The following is a 17,429-nucleotide window of genomic DNA, read 5'->3' on the forward strand; positions in this document are numbered from 1 at the left end:
CCGCGCTGCCCAGGTTGTCCACCGGCAGGGGCCGGATCGTGCGCAGCAGCTTGACTTTCTCGTCGCGGACCCGGTCGGCGTCGAACGAAGACGGCGGCTCCATGGCCACCAGCGAGAGCATCTGCATGATGTGGTTCTGGAACATGTCGCGAAGCTGGCCCGATTGCTCATAGTAGCCTGCCCGGTGCTCGACTCCCACGCTTTCGGCCACCGTGATCTGGACGTGGTCGATATAGTTGCGGTTCCAGACCGGTTCGAAAATGGTGTTGGCGAACCGGAAGACCAGCAGGTTCTGGACTGTCTCCTTGCCCAGATAGTGGTCGATCCGGTAGATCTGCTTCTCGTCCAGCACCTTGTAGAGCTGACGGTCCAGCTCCATAGCGCTCTCCAGATCGTGGCCGAACGGCTTCTCCACCACCACGCGGACCCACTTGCCCCTGCGGCGGTCCTCGGCCGTAAGCCTGGCGGCGCCGAGATTATCGACAACTCCCGGGAACAGGCTGGGGGGAATTGAGAGATAGAAAACGCGACGGCCGCCGGTGGGGTACTTTTCCTCCAGCTCTTCGAGCAGGGAACGCATGCGGGAGTAGAATTCGCAGTCATCGTACCCGCCGGCGATATAGTGGCAGCGCTTGATAAACATGTCCACCATCGGCCTGTTCTCGGAAGCGGCCTCGCCCTTGAGCGATTCCGAGAGGCTGTTGCGGAATTGTTCGTCGGTCATCTCCGTGCGCCCGCACCCGACAATAAAACTCCCGTCGGCAAGCAGACCCCGCTGGTAGATACTGAGCAGCGCCGGCCCCAGCTTACGGTGGGTCAGGTCGCCGGACGCCCCGAAAATCACGATACCGCAGGGTTCGAGTTGTTTATCCACGCAGTAGTAATCGCGGTGCGGGATGTGCGCATGTGAAATCAGGTTGGTCATATTCCCCGCCTGGCATGATTCAGCTAAGTAATCCAGCCCGGAACACCGGGCGGTTAGCGAGTCAACAATTCAATCGCCTTGTCTGTGTCGGTTGTCGGCAGCTCGCAGGCATAATCAACGCAGACATATGCCGCGGGCTTCCCCTCCAGCGGTCCCATTTGCCCGGTGAACGGCGCGATCTCCTCCAGCGCGGCGTCGCCACCGAGCAGCACCACCTTGTTCGGCGCGAACGGGCGCTGAAGACGGCGCGCCATTTCCAGGCCGCCGTCGCGGTCATCCCCCGAAGCCACTACGACTTCATGGCTGGGTCCGGTGGCGAAATCGAGGGCGCAGAGGAACTGGGTGAACGCGGCCGGTGAGTTCCGTACGTGGCCGCCGAACGCCCCGCCGATCTGCTCCGCCCGCTCGGCGAACCGCTCGTCCCCGGTAATCCGGGCGAGCTTAAGCAGGTTGAGCGCGGCCACCGAATTGCCGCTGGGGGTAGCTCCGTCGTAGAGTTCCCGCTGGCGCACGAGCAGTTCCTCGGAGTCGTCGGCAGTGAAATAAAATCCGCCGCTCTCGCTGTCCCAATAGTGCTCCAGCATCTGTTCGGTCAATTTTTTCGCAGCGTGCAGACGGCCGGGGTTGAAATCGGCCTCGTAAAGTTCCAGCAGCGCCCAGACAAGGAAAGCGTAATCGTCCAGCGTGGCGGTCACTCCGGCTCCGCCGCCGGCCCAGCGGTGGAACAACCGGCCGTCGGGTGCGGTCATCCGCTCGAGAATAAAGTCCACCGCACCGGCCGCCGCACCGGCGTACTCGTCCTCACCGAGCAGGACAGCGCCGCGGGCCAGGGCAGCGGCCATCAGCGCGTTCCAGTCGGCCAGGACCTTGTTGTCCAGGCCGGGGCGGACACGCTGTGCGCGCGCCTCGTAAAGAATCCCGCGGATTTCTTCCAGGCGCCGGCGAAGATTTTTCTCCGTGACCCCCAGCTCATCGGCCAGAGCAGCGTAGCCCGCGCTCATGTGGAGCACGTTGTCCCCGGTCCGTCGTCCGCCGGCCTCTTCGTGGTAGTTGCCCTCGGCGGTAACTCCCCAGACCTTCTCCACGAGTTCAAGCTCTTCAGGCTCCAGCAGTTTTTCCAGCTCCTCGTACTTCCAGAGGTAGAACCGGCCCTCCTCGCCCTCGCTGTCAGCGTCCTCGGCGCTGTAGAACGCGCCCTCCGGCGAGCGCAGATCGCGCAGAACGTAGGTGAAAATCCCGCGGGCTGTTTCGGCGAAAATCTCCCGGCCCGTGGCCTGCCAGGTTTCCAGACAGGCGATTGCGATCAGGGCCTGGTCGTAGAGCATTTTCTCGAAATGGGGGACCAGCCAGTGCCGGTCGGTGCTGTAGCGGTGGAACCCGAAGCCGACGTGGTCGTAGATCCCGCCACGGCGCATGGCTTCCAGGGTCTGCTCGGCCATGGCGAGCGCCTGTCCGCTGCCGGAGCGTTTCCACCAGCGCAGCAGGAAGTAGATATTGTGCGGGGTGGGAAACTTGGGCGCTTCGCCGAACCCGCCGAAAGTGGTATCGAACCGGGTGGCGAGCGCCTCGAAAGCCTGCTCCAGGACATCGGCGGTGAGATCGGCTGCCGCGCCGCGCGCGGCGGAAGCTTCGCGCAGGGCGTCGGCCACTTTCCGCGCGTCCTGTTCGAGATCGTCGCGGCTGGTACGCCACAGCTCGGCGATCCGCGGAACCAGCTCGGTCATGCCGATCCTCCCGAACCGTCCGTTTTTGGGGAAATAGGTGCCGGCGAAAAACGGAATCTTTTCCGGGGTCATGATCACGGTCAACGGCCAGCCGCCCTGGCCGGTAAGCAGCTGGCAGACACTCATGTACACCTTGTCGATATCGGGGCGCTCCTCGCGGTCGACCTTGATCGAGACGAACGTCTCGTTCATCATCGCCGCCACCGCGCTGTCCTCGAACGACTCGTGGGCCATCACGTGGCACCAGTGGCAGGTTGAGTAGCCGATAGAAAGAAATACCGGCTTATCCTCGGCCCTGGCCTTCTCGAACGCTTCCTCGCCCCACGGATACCAGTCCACGGGGTTGCTTGCGTGCTGCTGAAGGTAGGGGCTCGTGGAATCCTTGAGCCGGTTGAACTTAGCTGCGCCGCCGTGACCGTTGTCTCCCATGCCCTGGCTTCCCCCCTGCCCCGAATCGACAGGCCGGCCGCACCCCGGGCAGAGCAGCAGACCGGCCATCAATACCATTGTGATAAAAACCTTGCGGAACCGATCCATCTCTCATCCTCAACGCGACTTCCACCCCCCACACATATAACAGCCTCAGCGGGTCCATGCAAGCCAGCGCCTGAACATTGAGGCCGCCGCAGGGGTCAGCCGCGTGCGACAGCAGGTGTCTGCGGTATGCCTGATCGGGCTATCACCGCCGCAATCAGCAGCAGCGGCTTAAGCCGGCCTCTGTTTCTTCCCTAGTCTCTCGGACTGACCGCCAACCGTGTCCGCCCGTTGCAGTTCCCGCTCGCTCATCTCGCGTCCTCCTGCACGTTCAGCGACCAGTCGTAGTCCGTAAATTCCACTTCGTACCCTCCGGCTTCGAGATAGCCGCGCTGCTCCCGGTCAACATAGCCGGCGATAAATTCCAGCACAGCCCGCACCGGTGCTCCAAGCTGCTCGCTGCCGCGGTTGGGCGGGGAGAGGCTGTCGAGATGGGTGTAACCGGCGGCCAGCCAGTCGTCGGCATACCGGTCGAAAATCTCGGACAGATAAACCCTCGCCTTGTTGCGGTCGATCTGGAAATTGGCCGGTTCACTCAGGAAGCGCCGCACCTGGTCGTCGAGCTGGAAGTCGAGACTGTCTGCGGTGTAGGGGGCGCCGCGCAACGGCGGGCAGCCTCTGGATGCGCAGACCAGGGCCAGGTGAACCCGCGGGTCGCCGTAGCGCTCGCGGATCAAGTTGTGCCCGATCTCCTCCAGGGTAAACCGGCCGCCCAGCAACTGGTGCGAGATTTCGTCGAACGCCCCGCCGATCTGACGGATACTGCCGCCCGGATAAAACCAGCCCGTGAGCCAGTTGCGCCTGACCGGCCAGTTGGTGACGACAACGTCGATCGCGCAGAGGTTGTAGGCGTTGATCAGTAACGCAAGCTGTCCCTTGCCGCTCAGCCCGGCGAATGTACGCTGGCCCAGCGAGCCGAGATCGGCGGCCGCTTCGTTATGCAACTCGCGGTCGCGGACCAGCCCCGGATAGTTCACCATGCCCCGGCTGTCCACATAGATCCTCAGCAGGCGGGCGTAATTGCGGAAAGCCTCATCCAAAACCACCTGCTCTCTACCGCTTGCCTGATCACGGGTAACCGGTTCCTCGGTCCCGGCTCTCTGGGCACACAACCGAACCGCCATGCAAACGTGAATCAAAATTAATATCAACCTGATTACATTCAACTTAACCTCATTGCTGCTTGAAGTGGCGCTCTGTAAATGCGAATTTCCAATCCCGGTCCAACAGCGAGTTGAGTGCAACCGCCGGGACCGAAGGCGCGCATAACGCAAAAGCCCGTGGTAGACCGCCACGAGCTTTATCAATGTAGTCCATAAAGCGCATACAAATCAAGAGCCGGCTGTAAATTAGATCCGCATCGCTCAGCGAGCCATCCGGTTACCGCCTCCCGCCCCCTGGATCTTCCTCGACTCGCGCGCACTGCCGTCCTTTTGCCAGTACTCCCGCTGGCCCCTGAACGGCATGGTCAGCAGGGTGAAAAGCGAGTTGTCCCTCCGGCCGCTGTATCCAGGGACCCCGCATTCGACATCGGCCTGCGGAACATCGAGCCTCAGGGTGCGGTGAAGCGTGTCCCAGAGCCGGAACAGCACGCTGTAGTTCGAGTTGGTTTCATCGCGCCAGGCGCTGTGATGGATCCCGTGCATCCGGGGAGTGACCAGGATAAAATTCAGCGGCCGCTCCAGCCACAACGGCAGACGGAGGTTGCTGTGGTGGAACATGGTGCCCAGCGTGAAAAACAGCTCGTAGGTGGCGTAAACCGTGGGGGTTATACCCAGTACCAGCACCTGGACCACTCTGAAACCGATCGAGAGTATTATTTCGACGAAATGGAAGCGGAACGAAGTAGTTACGTCCACGTCCGGATCTATATGGTGGACATTGTGCAGCCGCCAGAGAAAAGGAATTGCGTGGTTGGCCCGGTGCCACCAGTAAAAAGTCAGGTCCATCAGCAGGAACCCCACCACCGCAGCCGGCGCTGGCGGGAAACCGAGCCGGCACATTAAGCCGCACTCGTTTTTCAGGACAGCTCCGGTCAGGGAGCTGACCACGGGCCTGAGCAGCCAGCCGGCGGCGGCGAATACCAACGCGGTCAGCACGAGGTTCACTCCCCAGCGTCCCGGACGGCTGCGGGTACGGGTGCGCAACGGAAATACCTGCTCGATTGCCAGCAGCAGCAGGAAAAACACCACCGGCAAGACTACTACCGGCATATCCCCGAGCGAGTTCAAGCGGTCCATCATCAGGCGCGCTCTCCGCGGTACAGGTAGAAAAGTTAGTTAATATTCACATATCAAAGCCCTAAGCACAAGCGACGCGATTGAAATCCCTCTTGTCGGTCAACGGTTTCCGGATTATTTTTAGTACCTCTCTGCCGGGAGACTCCGTTTGTCCTCCGGCTTATTTATTTTTCCAGCAAGCCTCCCCAAAGCGTTGATATTGATGGACACGGCACTTGACAGCAACAAACGGAAAAGCCTGCTGACCGGCCCGTTCCTCAGGATCCTGATGATCCACCTGGCCGCGATGGGTTCGTTCGGGATCTATTACTTCCTGCCCCGCTTTATCCGGCTGACCGGCGGTGAAGAGTTCTTAATCGGGCTGGTGATGGGCGCTCCGGCGGCGGCGGCGCTGGTCATCCGGCTGCCGACCGGCCGCTGGGTCGACCGTCTCGGCCGGCGGAAGATGGTGATCACCGGGCTGGCGCTGTTCACGGCGGCCAATTTTCTGCCGGTGTTCGCCAGCGGGGCCGGGGTGTATCTGATCCTGGCGCGGGCCGCCGCCGGCGCATCGATGGTTATCTACTTCACGGCCATTGTCACCTACGTGGCCGAGAAAGCGCCCGCGGGCCGCCGGGCCGAAGCGATCGCACTTTACGGAGCCGCGGGTTTTATCGCCCAGGCGGTGAGTCCGTGGATGTGCGAGCAATTGCTGGAAATTCTCCCGTACGGGGCCCTGGCCCGCTTCCACGTGGTGTTCGCCCTGGCGGGGGTCTTCACGTTGGTGGCGCTGGGGTTCAGCTTTTTGATGGAGCATGACGATGACCACGAGGAGATGCACCTTGCCCCCGATCCGTGGCACACGGTCCTGCGCTCTCCGACACTGATCTACGTGATCATCCCGTCGGTTGTCTTCGGTATCGGCTACACTTCCATTTTCAACTTCATCACCGATTTCACCGAACTGAACTCGCTGGGGCCGACCAGCTATTTCTTCATCTCCTATTCGGTGACGGTGATAGTCCTGCGGCTGACCACGGGTAAAATGCTCGACTGGCTCGACCGCAGGATGGTCACGGCGGTGTCGCTGACGGTGATCGTGGCCGGCCTGTTCCTGGCCTCTGTTACCGGAGGGGCCGCGGGTCTGGTGCTGGTGGGCATATTGACAGGCACCGGGCACGGGTATATCTTTCCAGCGCTATCTACGTTGACATTCGACAGTTCCCCTGCCCGTAACCGCGGCATGTCGATGGCCCTCTACATGCTGGGGTTCGACCTGAGCACGATGGCGATGAGCCCGCTGCTGGGCAAGGTGGCCGAGCACTGGGACTATTTCGCCATGTTCCGGGTTGCGGGCGTGATTCTGCTGGCCGGAACGGCGGTCTATCTCACCGGCTGGCGTTACCATTCACCCGAGTCCATCCGGCGTTCGGCGGCCGGCAGACCAGCCGGCGGGGAGCCTGTCGACAGCACCGGCGCGCCGCGTTGAACCCTTCGCTACGCGCGGCAGGTTTATCACCGGAAGGAACACCGCCAGCCATGACAAGCGCCAGCCGATTTTCCCCGCTTTTCTTCATCTGCGTTCTACTGTCTGTTCCCTCTGCCGCCAACTCCGCCCGTCCCCTTGAATTTTCGGACCTGCTGAGAATCAACAGGATCTCCTCGCCGGCAGTCTCACCGGACGGGAAACGGGTCGCGTTTGTCAGCACCACGTTCGAGCCGTACACTTACAAGAGCAAGTCCGACATCTATCTTGTCCCGCTGACAGGCGGAGAACCGCACGCCCTGACAACCAACGGACGCGGCAACGGCAGGCCGATGTTCACGCCTGACGGCGGGGCGCTCATTTTCGCCTCCAGCCGCAGCGGCAGCCGTCAGTTCTACCGCCTGCCCCTGGAGAGGGCGGGCGAGGCGGAACAGATCACCAGTTTCGGCTCCGGGGCGATGGGCGGCGCGCTTTCGCCCGACGGCGAGCACCTGCTGTTCCACTCCCGCATCCTGGTCGACAGCAGCGCCGTGGTTTACGAACAGGACCCGGACAAACCGCGGGCGAGGATAATCGACAACCTCCTGTTCCGTCACTGGGACCGCTGGCGCAACGGCGGCTACAGCCACCTTTTCGTCCAGAAAATCGGCACCGGCGAGGCGCCGGTCGACCTGACCCCCGGCAGGGTGGACTGCCCGCCGGTCAGCCTGGGCAGCAGGATGGATTACGCGGTGGGCGCCGAGAGCAAACATGTCTACTACGTGGCCAACCGCGACCCGATGACCGCCAAAAGCACCAACAACGACCTCTGGCGCGTCGATATCGACGGGGGCGGGCTGGCCAAACTGACCGCCAACCCGGCCGACGACAACATGACCCTGATCAGCCCGGACGGCCGCTACCTGGCTTACCGGGCGATGGCGCGCGCCGGGTTCGAGTCCGACCGTCAGGTGCTCTGGCTGCGCGACCTCCAGTCAGGCCGGGCGGTTAACCTGACCGGCGAGCTGGACCGCAGCGTGGGCGAGGTGATCTGGGACCCCGGGGGTAGATATCTGTATTTCACGGCCACGGACGAGGGCAAAGAGTCGATTTACCGGGTCAATGCGGGGTTCGGCGACGGCAGCCGGGTGGTGGAGAAACTGACCAACAGCCGCAGTTTCAGCGCACTGGGGATTACGCCCGACGGCCGGACCCTGGTGGCGCTGCGCAAGAGTTTCCACGAGCCGGCCGAGCTGGTTGCGATGAACGCCGACGGGACCGCGGCGCGAAACCTGACCAGTCTCAACGACCCCCTGCTGGCTGAACTGGACATGCGCGTGGCCGAGAGTTTCCGTTTTCCGGCCGAGGACGGAGTGCCGGTCCACGGGTTTCTGATCCGCCCGCCGGGGTTCGACGCCGGCAAGATATACCCGCTGGTATACCTGATCCACGGCGGACCGCAGGGCGCCTGGACAGAGGAGTTCCACTACCGCTGGAACGCCCAGATGTGGGCCTCGTGGGGCTACGTGATCGTGATGGTCAACCCGAGGGGCTCCACCGGCTACGGCCAGCAGTTCACCGACCAGATCTCCGGCGACTGGGGCGGCAAATGTTATCGTGACCTTATGCGCGGTCTGGACTACGTGCTGGCCAACTACGACTTTATCGATCCCGAGCGTCTCGGAGCGGCGGGAGCCTCGTTCGGCGGCTATATGATCAACTGGATCAACGGCCACACCGAGCGGTTCGACGTGCTGGTCAACCACGACGGGGTCTACAACCTGGAGAGCGAGTACGGCTCCACCGAGGAACTCTGGTTTCCCGAGTGGGAATTCGCCGGCACGCCCTGGGACAACCCCACGCTCTACCGCCTCTGGTCGCCTCATCGCCATGCCGCCAAGTTCAGCACGCCGGAGCTGATAATCCACGGCGAGCAGGATTTCCGCGTTCCGCCGGAGCAGGGCCTGATGCCGTTCACCACCCTCAAGCGCATGGGGATCGACACTCGCCTGCTGTACTTCCCCAACGAGGGGCACTGGGTGCAGGAGGCGAAAAACAGCGAACTCTGGCACAACGTGATTCGCGAGTGGCTGGATAAGTATCTCAAGCCCTGACTGACTGGACTAACTGGAACGGATGTGATCCGGGAGATTGTTAAAATTGGCGGATACCACCTTAAAAGACTCAATCCTCTCAACAGTGGACGGGCAGACGGAGAGAGAACTGTTGGAGCGGGCGCTGGACAACGGGCAGGAGCACCTGTTCGATGGTTGGGACAAGCGCGATGAGAGCTACCGGCAGACCCTGCTGTCGGAGCTGAAAAAGATCGACTGGGAGATCGTGGCCGAGGCGCGCGAGATCCTGTCTGACGGCGCGGAGCAGGAACAACTCGGCGAACAGGATATCGAGCCGATGATGATGCGCGCCTACGGCGAGCAGGACGAGTACCGGATGACGGAGGAGGAAATCGGCCGCCAGGCTCTGATCGACGGCAAGGCTGCATGGCTGATTCCAGCCGGTGGTTCGGGCAGCCGGCTGGTGAAAGTACTGGATGAGATCTACGATTCCCTGCCGTTCAAGCGCCGCTACCGGGTGGCCGATTCCGAGATGCGCACGTTCGACGAGGCCTGCGCCAAGGGGCAGTTGCCGATCACGCCCGTGCTGGGCAAGAGCCTCTACGGCCTGTTTATCGAGCAGACCCTGGCCCTGGGCGCCAGGGTCAACCGCATGCCCGTGCTGCTTTTCATGCTCAGCGATATCACCCACGAGGCCTCGCTGACCACTATCACCGGACACCAGTTTTATGAGCCCCTCAAAAAGGCGATCGTCCTGTTCGACCACGGGGTCAACCCCGTGCTGGACGACGGTGGCAGGGTTATCCCGCACGACGACCAGGGGCACCTTGCCTTCAGCGGCAATGGCAACGGCGGAATGTTCAAGGCGATGGAGCAAACCCCGTGGGACGGAGCGGAAAATATCTTCAAGTGGCTCGAGGGCCAGGGTGTCGAGATGGTCGGTTTCTCCAATGTCGATAACCCCGTTGCCGACGTGATCCTGCCCCACATGCTGGGCAGCCACGAGCGGCTGAACGCCGCCCTCAGTTTCGGCGTGGTCAGGAAAGTTGACGCCGAGGAGCGGGTGGGGATGATTGTCAAGCTGACCGGCAAGCCCCACCTGGACAAGATCGAGTACAACCTGTTTCCCGAGGCCCTGGCCGCCAGGCGCAAGCCCGACGACCCGGACCGTCTGCTGTTCGAGCACGGCGACGTCAACGTGTTTATCATGGACCTCGGCCTGATGGGCGCGGTGGACCACCTTCCCCTGTGCCTGTACCGCAACAAGGAAATCCGCACCGAGTTGGGCCGCAAGCTGGGTGTTAAATTCGAATCGTTCACGTTCCATATCATCCAGCATGCGCTCGCCGAGGCGGTGGATGTCAAGGAGATCCTGCGCGAGGAGCAGTTCATGCCCACCAAAAACTCGGTGGGACGAGACAGCCCGGCCACGGTGATCCGCGCGCTCTGCACCCGCAACATGCGCTGGCTGGCCGAGCAGGGAGCCGAGCTTGCCGTACAGACAGTCGATGACAGCCTGGATGATTACCTGAAACTGTGCTGCGAACGGCTGCTCCCGGCCGCCGGCGGAACCGCGCTGGAGGGCGAGGTCCGGGGGATTTGCAGCCTTGTCGATAAAATGCTGCAAGACGGCGAAGCAAAAGATCCTGCAAAATTATTCGAGGCCTGCCATGACCTGGGCGCGGCCGCAGACAAGCAGGGCCTTGCCGCACTGAAACTGGCCGCTGACCACGCCTACAGTATCCTTCAGCCCGGCGAGGCTCGCTCGTTTGTCGAGTTCAGCCCCGCGTTCGCCCTGGAGAAGGAGGACCTGGCCGAGGCCGGGGTGGGCGAGGGCTGGGTGCTGGGCCGCGACTGCCAGCTGGCGCTCACCGGTCATCCCACGCAGGTGAGTTTCGGCGAGAATTTCCGGGTCGGCGATAACGCGGTGTTCATCCTGGACGTGAAGAACGAGTACGGCCGGGTGCTTATGGGCGATGACCGCTGGCTGACGTTGAAGCTCGAGGAAGCGGGCAAGGCCGAGGTGGGCGATAACGTGACAATTGCCGACGGGGCCGTGGTGGAAGTCCACGTGCACGGCAGCGGCAGGCTGGTTATCCCCGGGGGCGCAACTATCGAGGGCGAGCATTTCGTGGAGATAGCCGATGGGGAAGAAGTGACGCTGGGAGGGTGATTCTCGCTGTTTATTACCAAGTTAAGAAAAAGCTCCCGCCGGATGGCGGGGCTTTTTGTATTATGCCACTGGCATTTGATCCCAAACTTTTCCTTCTAATACCCTTCCATTCTTTTTCTTGTTAAAACCGCCCCATTGTTTGAAATAGAATGGGATATTCAAAGCCAAGCATTGATCTCTCAAGCTTTGCACCCATTTGTAATTTATTCTTCTTGATTTGGGGCCAGATTCGCCTCCTACTATAACCCAATCTATTCCGCTAAGGTCATAGTCTATTGGACCCAGCAGCGGTTCAAAAGAGACAAATTTTATTTCCGCATCTGTATATTTCAAATTATCAATTCGATAACAGAAGTCCTGACTTTCTACAGAAACACCCATCCAAATGTTTTCTTTCCAATTCAAGATTAAATTTAAATCTAGTAATCTTTTTGACCGTTTTGTTAGAACCTGGTAAATATGCCAGTCCGCTTGTGACATAGTATTGAATACATCAAGTATAAAAGATTCTGGTACCTTTGCGTGAAACAGATCGCTCATCGAATTAACAAAGATGACTTGTGGTTTTTTCCACGCCAATGGTAATGAAACAGCTGTTTTATGCAGAGTGAGTTCAAAGCCATTTCTATAATTGGGTTGTCCCATTGCTCTAAGCCGAATTGCCATTCTTTCTGCATAGCAGTTATAACAACCTGAACTAATCTTTGTGCAGCCGGTTACTGGATTCCAGGTGGATTCTGTCCACTCTATTTTGGAGCTATTAGCCATTTCTATTACCACTTTTTAAGTATTTTTTGAATATATCATTAATAATTTTTAATCCCGTCCTGTTTTGAGTGGCAAATATAAGATAGTACAAAACGCTATTGCCTTCTGTCTTCATCGGTAATGGGTCGCTTACATACCGAAAATTAGCAATTGCCTGCAATCTGTTTTTATAGGCCTCCAGAATATTTTTATCTGCGATATGAGTATCCTCCTCATCAAATAAATCCGACTGGATATCGCCTTTTATATCCTGCCAGCTATTGTCTCCCCAAAATTTATTCATCCTCTGTATTTCGTTATCTTTTATTTTGCTCTTTTTATGAGGAAAAATGTTTCTCCGTAAATCGTAAATTGAGAAATGTATTAAGACCTCTATTGTTTGTAGCTTACCCGCAAGTTCAACCAATTTCCAATCAATGTGTATCCCTTTGGGATCGAGAAAACACAATCCCTTTCTACCTTGTTCTTTTGTAATATTGGGGAAAACCAACTCTGGAATCATTTTGTTACAATCGCCCCAATAAATATAAACGTTATCCCTTGAACCACATAATGCTTTAAGGTTTTGATAGTTTTCTTGATCTACATCAAAAAAATAGTATTCGGTAAAGGGTGGTTCAATCTCTAGTACTGCTATAGGGCTCCCTGGAACTTTTATATTTTTATCTGTTACAAACTCTCCATAACCAGCAAAGGCATCAATATAAACGTATTCCCAACTTGTCTTTGATAAAATGCCTGAATAAGCTTTGGCATACTTGCACAAAAGATTGATTTTATCCTGCGACCATCTTCTTATAACTTCATCCATTACTATCTCTCCTAAATTTTTTTCATGTCGTCCTCCTGGATTATAACATTTTTGATAATATTATGTCAATCTAATATCTGTGATAGACTGGTAACCTTAGCAGGCTGCTTAACAAAGTGTTTCTGTAAACAGAGAGTTCGCGTCGAAAAACTATACATCCAAATGCAAAAAGTCCCCGCCTTCCAGCGGGGGCTTTTTGCTTTCTCGTTTACTCTTCCGCCCACTCCGCCTCAACCACCTCGTAGGGCGGCTTGAGGTTGAACCGCCAGTTGCGGCCCTCCAACCGGATGTCCAGGTAGTCCGGGCCGCGGACCGCGGTGCGCTTGATATTTGACCCGTCAATATGCCCCACCCCAAGCAGGTGAGCCAGCAGCATTTCATCGCCATCGCCGTGATAGCTGTAGCTCACGGTCCAGGTGTTCACTTCGGTCTCGGTCATCTCCGGCACCCTGGCGGCAGCGTCCACATCCAGCGGCTCCACCAGTAACGTGGATTGTCCGTTCGAGGCCAGCGCGGCGTGTCTGGCGGGATCGAGCTCCGGCTCGGAGGACGTCTGCAGCAGCCAGCTCACCTCCGGTAATGTTTTGCCCGCCGGCGCTTTCAGATGGTCCACCACCACGACTATCCCCGGCCTGACAAACAGCAGCTGGCGGACCACGCTCTCCACCACCGTGCTGTCGTAGGCCTGGGCGAACTGCCCGGCCACCGCGGCCCAGCGGCCCCGGTCGGTGTGGAACAGGAGATCGCCGGTTTCGAGCACGGGGCCGCCGGTGCGGTTTTCTTCATAGATTTCCAGGGTCCTGAACCACTGGCCCCGGCAACGGCGCTGGTTCTTCCCGCCGATCAGCAGGGTGTTGTGCACGGCTGTCGGCTGCTGAGGTCCGGCCACCTTGCGGTACACCGGCGGATCGACTGCCAGCATCCCCCGGTTGTAGACAATGAAGCTGCCCTGGTCGTAGTGGTTGTGGTCGCCGTAGTGGTCCGTGCAGCGGAAAGCGACCATCGTGCCGTCGTCCCACCAGTCGCTGCGCATCACGAACTGCCCGGCCTGGCTGTTGCCGGCCAGGTAGCTGAGCGATGGCGTCCGCGGCTCCACCTCAAGGCTTCGCGTGTAGAGCATGTAGTAGATCCCGTGCCAGCGGCGGAACCGCTCCAGGCCGCGTTTTTCTTTCAGCCAGTTGGAGATCCACGCCCCCTCGGGCGCGTCCAGCAGCCAGGTCAGAGCGTCCATCAGCCCGGCGAACTGGATTGTCACCCCGCCGTTGGAGCCGCCCTGCATGTCGCCCCAAGTGATAAAACGCATGTCGGGCGTGACCCCGTGGACGATGTTCCTGAAATGCCGCCGCACCCAGCCGCCCTGCTCCCGCTCGATTTTCCCCGCCAGGTCAAACTCGAACGCGCTCTGCACGGCCATCACGGTCAGCATGCAGGGGGCGAAATCGTAGTAGAACCAGTAGCCCAGCGGCTCGCTGTTCAAGCCCTCCAGATAGCTCATCGCCGGAAACATCCCGTCATTGAACCGCCGCCGCACGAGGTTGAACATGCTGTCGGCCTCGGCGTCCTCACCGGCGGTGGCCAGCGCCCAGAGCGCGGTGCTGCCGGCGCTCATCCAGACGTAGTTGTGGAACACGTGGTCGTTGCTGTTGCGGTATCCGCGCCAGGCAGTGGGATTGACATTTTTGCGTACTTTCGCCCGTACTTCCGGCCCGAACCCGGAGTAGCCGTGCAGCCAGTCGTAGGCCAGCGCAAACTCGGTCACCCGGCCGTGGTTGTGGAACGTATCGTATTCCTCGGGTTCGCGGTAGCGCAGCATTTTAGCCACAGCCGAGTCCGCGGCCCGGCTTTCGCCGGTCAGCAGCCACACCATCGCCAGGGCGGCCGCGTGTCTGTCCTCTTTCAATCGGGCCAGGATTGCCTCGTATTCGCTGCCCTTCGGGCCGCTGCGCAGTTTATCCAGAGTGATTGCATAGGAAGTGGCTCCCGGGCGGATCAGCAGACGGGGCCGGTCAGGTTTGATCTGCTCCTGCGGCGGGATAACATCGATAGCGGACAGGGTTGGCGGCAGTAAAAAAAACACCAGCAGAGCTGTCAGTATCCGGCAGATTGTTTTCATCTCGTTCTCCTGTATTTCCGGTTATGATTCCTTTGCGCCGGGGTAATGCGGAGAATACAGCATGCCGGTATCCTTGCGCACCAGCAGCCTGCCGTCCCGCACGAACGGCTCGCCGCGCCCGATGAAATGGCTTATCAACTCGCCGCGCCATTCACTCAACCTGTTCCGGTGCTGCGGCTCTGCGGCCAGATCCCGGCTTTCACCGGGATCGTTCTCGATATCGAACAACTGCTCGGAACCGTCATAGGCGCTGAATACGTATTTCCAGCGGCCATCGGTCAGGGCGTTCCAATGGTTGACCTCGTCGTAGCAGCGAAAATGCTCCAGGTCGATCCAGTCACGCCAGCCCGTGTTGTCGCCCCGGACCAATGAGAGCAGACTGGCCCCGTCCATTGCAGCGGGAACATTTTCCCCCACCGCATCGAGCATTGTCGGCAGAATATCACGCAGTTCCACCGGCTGGGCCAGCGCGGTCCCGCGCTTGTCCTCCATGCCCCAGCTTTTCGGCCAGCGGAGCATCATCGGGCTGCGCGCGCTTGCCTCGTAGGCGTAGGTCTTGCGCCACAGGTTGTGGTCGCCCAGCATGTCGCCGTGGTCCGTGCAGAAAATTACCAGAGTATTGTCCAGCATGCCCCTGCGCTCCAACGCAGCGAATATCCGTCCGATCTGCTCATCGACAAAGCTGACCGATCCGTAGTAACCCCGCCGTGCGCGCATGGTATCCCCGTAACTCAGCTTTCCTTTCCATGTCGAGTAACCGAAATCCTCCGCCGGTTCGCTGTATTTCCCGGCCCACTCCCCGATTACCGGCCTGGGGAGGTCCGTTTCCAGGTATCGGGTCCAGAACCTGGCAGGCGGATCGTAGGGACTGTGGGGACGATGGAAACTCACCTTAAGAAACAGCGGTTCGCTGCGGCCGTATCCCTCGATCAACTCCACGGCCCGGTCGCCGGTCCAGGTGGTCGGGTGGAGTTCCCCGGGCAGGGCATACGGCGCGGCGCGGTAGGAGTTGGAGCCGATCCCGGTGGCGCGCGGGTCCAGATCGGGGGCAACCTCGCTGAACCACTGGTGATAGTCGCTGATAAAACCATCCGTTTCCCGTCTGAGCGCCTCGTCCAGCAGCGTACCGTGGAAGCCGTGCACGATCCGCTCCGGGTACCAGTGCATCTTGCCGATCCCGAACGTGTAATAGCCCGCCTCGCGCAGCATCCGGGGCATCTCGAATTCGTAGCGCTCAGCCACGCGGCCGTAGCCCAGCATCCCGTGGCGCCAGGGCGACTGCCCGGTCAACAGCCCGGCGCGGGCCGGAGTGCAGCTCGGTACCGAAGTGTACGCCCGCTCGAACCGGACTCCCCCGGCGGCGATCCGGTCCATGTTGGGTGTGTGGATCGCCGGGTTGCCGAACGCACCGACAGTGTCCCAGCGCTGCTGGTCGGTCATCAACAGCAAAATGTGGGGTTCGCCTGCCACGGGCGGCTGGCCGCCGCCTGCGGCAGTACCGCAGGCGGCCTGGCCCACGGCCAGGGCGGCGCCCGCGCCGCCGGCCAGCCGCAGGAACTCGCGGCGTCCGATTCGCGATCTATTCTTGGAGGGACTGCTCATCATGGCCTCCGGCATGGTTGGAATCGTCGGGGAGAACTTCCTGATCAGCCTGAACTGAAATCAGATACTCAATAACCTAAACTTGGCGGAAAGAGGCAAAGTGTCAATCATTATTCAATCTGCTTGACCGGGAAGGGGGGAGCAAATTATCATTGCGCTCTGCAGATGATAATCAAGCTCAACTCATAACCTGTAACCCGAGGAAGCAATTCCATGTTGTCCCGTTTCGCAGTAATACTGCTGATATTTGCATCCACCGCCGGGCTTCAGGGTCGAGATTTACGCCGACAATGTCCGAGATATGCTGGGCGATGATCTCCCGGGCGACGGCACTTTCGGGGTGGACGACCTGCCGGAACTGATCGGGGACCTGAAAAGCGGCGCCTGTGCCAGCCCGGCCGGGCTGGGATAACTTTTCACTCTAACCGGTGATCGGGGTACTATGTTTGCTGGTCATTTCGCAGTCGGACTTGCCGCCAAGAAATTCAGCCCGCGCACGAGCCTTCCCACCCTGGTTGTCGCCGCGACTTTCCTGGACATTATCTGGCCTCCGCTGGTCCTGTTTGGAATCGAGCATGTCAGGATCGACCCCGGCAACACGGCGGTTACCCCGCTCGATTTCTCATTCTACCCTTACAGCCACTCGCTTGTCACCGTCCTGCTGTGGTCGGCCGGTTTCGGATTTTGTTATTATTTCATCACACGTTATCGCAGGGGAGCGGTCGTGACGGGTTTAGCGGTGGCCAGCCACTGGCTGCTCGACCTGATCACCCATCGCCCGGACCTTCCCCTGGCCCCCGGCGCGAAACGCTATTTCGGGCTGGGACTGTGGAACTCGGTGGCCCTCACCGCGCTGGTGGAAGTCGGGATTTTCCTGCTGGCTGTCCGGCTCTACAGCACTTTCACCCGCAGCGACAGCCGGGCGGGCAAAATCTCGCTCTGGAGTTTTATCGGCTTCCTGCTGCTGATTCAGGTTATGAATTACACCGGGACCCCTCCGCCCAGTGTGGAAATGGTGGA

At 59.7% G+C, this 17,429-nt stretch carries 12 protein-coding genes; 4 read left to right on the plus strand and 8 right to left on the minus strand.

The window, feature by feature from the left end:
• The 4 genes from FVQ81_16520 to FVQ81_16535 all read right to left on the minus strand — a co-directional run.
• Positions 1-925 (minus strand): glucose-6-phosphate dehydrogenase (NADP(+)) (locus FVQ81_16520; protein MBW7998136.1); only part of this gene is annotated, 925 nt, incomplete at its 3' end.
• Between the two features lie 53 nt (positions 926-978).
• On the minus strand, positions 979-3,078 hold the full coding sequence (locus tag FVQ81_16525; GenBank protein MBW7998137.1) for a thioredoxin domain-containing protein: 2,100 nt from the start codon (positions 3,076-3,078) through the stop codon (positions 979-981).
• A 353-nt stretch (positions 3,079-3,431) separates the two neighbouring features.
• Positions 3,432-4,322, minus strand: a complete 891-nt coding sequence (locus FVQ81_16530; protein MBW7998138.1) for a DUF547 domain-containing protein — start codon at positions 4,320-4,322, stop codon at positions 3,432-3,434.
• Positions 4,323-4,547: 225 nt separating this feature from the next.
• Positions 4,548-5,426, minus strand: coding sequence for a sterol desaturase family protein (locus FVQ81_16535; GenBank protein MBW7998139.1), 879 nt, complete (start codon positions 5,424-5,426; stop codon positions 4,548-4,550).
• 199 nt (positions 5,427-5,625) lie between these two features.
• Here FVQ81_16535 and FVQ81_16540 point away from each other — a divergent pair, with 199 nt between their 5' ends.
• From FVQ81_16540 to FVQ81_16550, 3 genes are read left to right on the plus strand one after another with little or no spacing between them, the layout of a single operon-like run.
• Entirely contained in the window at positions 5,626-6,891 is a 1,266-nt protein-coding gene (locus FVQ81_16540) for an MFS transporter (protein ID MBW7998140.1), read from the plus strand.
• A gap of 50 nt (positions 6,892-6,941) precedes the next feature.
• Positions 6,942-8,981, plus strand: a complete 2,040-nt coding sequence (locus FVQ81_16545; GenBank protein ID MBW7998141.1) for a S9 family peptidase — start codon at positions 6,942-6,944, stop codon at positions 8,979-8,981.
• Positions 8,982-9,027: 46 nt separating this feature from the next.
• Positions 9,028-11,115 carry a hypothetical protein gene (locus tag FVQ81_16550; protein ID MBW7998142.1) on the plus strand — a complete coding sequence of 696 codons (2,088 nt, stop codon included), beginning with the start codon at positions 9,028-9,030 and terminating at the stop codon, positions 11,113-11,115.
• A gap of 60 nt (positions 11,116-11,175) precedes the next feature.
• On the opposite strand, the gene FVQ81_16555 is transcribed toward FVQ81_16550, so the two are convergent.
• The 4 genes from FVQ81_16555 to FVQ81_16570 all read right to left on the minus strand — a co-directional run bounded on the left by FVQ81_16555 (position 11,176) and on the right by FVQ81_16570 (position 16,409).
• Positions 11,176-11,883, minus strand: a complete 708-nt coding sequence (locus tag FVQ81_16555) for a phage Gp37/Gp68 family protein (GenBank protein ID MBW7998143.1) — start codon at positions 11,881-11,883, stop codon at positions 11,176-11,178.
• Positions 11,876-12,694 carry a three-Cys-motif partner protein TcmP gene (gene tcmP, locus FVQ81_16560; GenBank protein ID MBW7998144.1) on the minus strand — a complete coding sequence of 273 codons (819 nt, stop codon included), beginning with the start codon at positions 12,692-12,694 and terminating at the stop codon, positions 11,876-11,878. Before tcmP ends, FVQ81_16555 begins: the two co-directional genes overlap by 8 nt.
• Positions 12,695-12,902: 208 nt before the next feature.
• Positions 12,903-14,807 (minus strand): hypothetical protein, encoded by a 1,905-nt coding sequence (locus FVQ81_16565; protein MBW7998145.1) that lies wholly within the window; start codon positions 14,805-14,807, stop codon positions 12,903-12,905.
• Positions 14,808-14,828: 21 nt separating this feature from the next.
• Positions 14,829-16,409, minus strand: a complete 1,581-nt coding sequence (locus tag FVQ81_16570) for an arylsulfatase (GenBank protein ID MBW7998146.1) — start codon at positions 16,407-16,409, stop codon at positions 14,829-14,831.
• 442 nt (positions 16,410-16,851) lie between these two features.
• Here FVQ81_16570 and FVQ81_16575 point away from each other — a divergent pair.
• A partial coding sequence (locus tag FVQ81_16575) for a hypothetical protein (GenBank protein MBW7998147.1) occupies positions 16,852-17,429 on the plus strand: 578 nt, incomplete at its 3' end.

The sequence above is a fragment of the Candidatus Glassbacteria bacterium genome (genome assembly GCA_019456185.1).
Lineage (GTDB): Bacteria > Gemmatimonadota > Glassbacteria > GWA2-58-10 > GWA2-58-10 > JAJRTS01.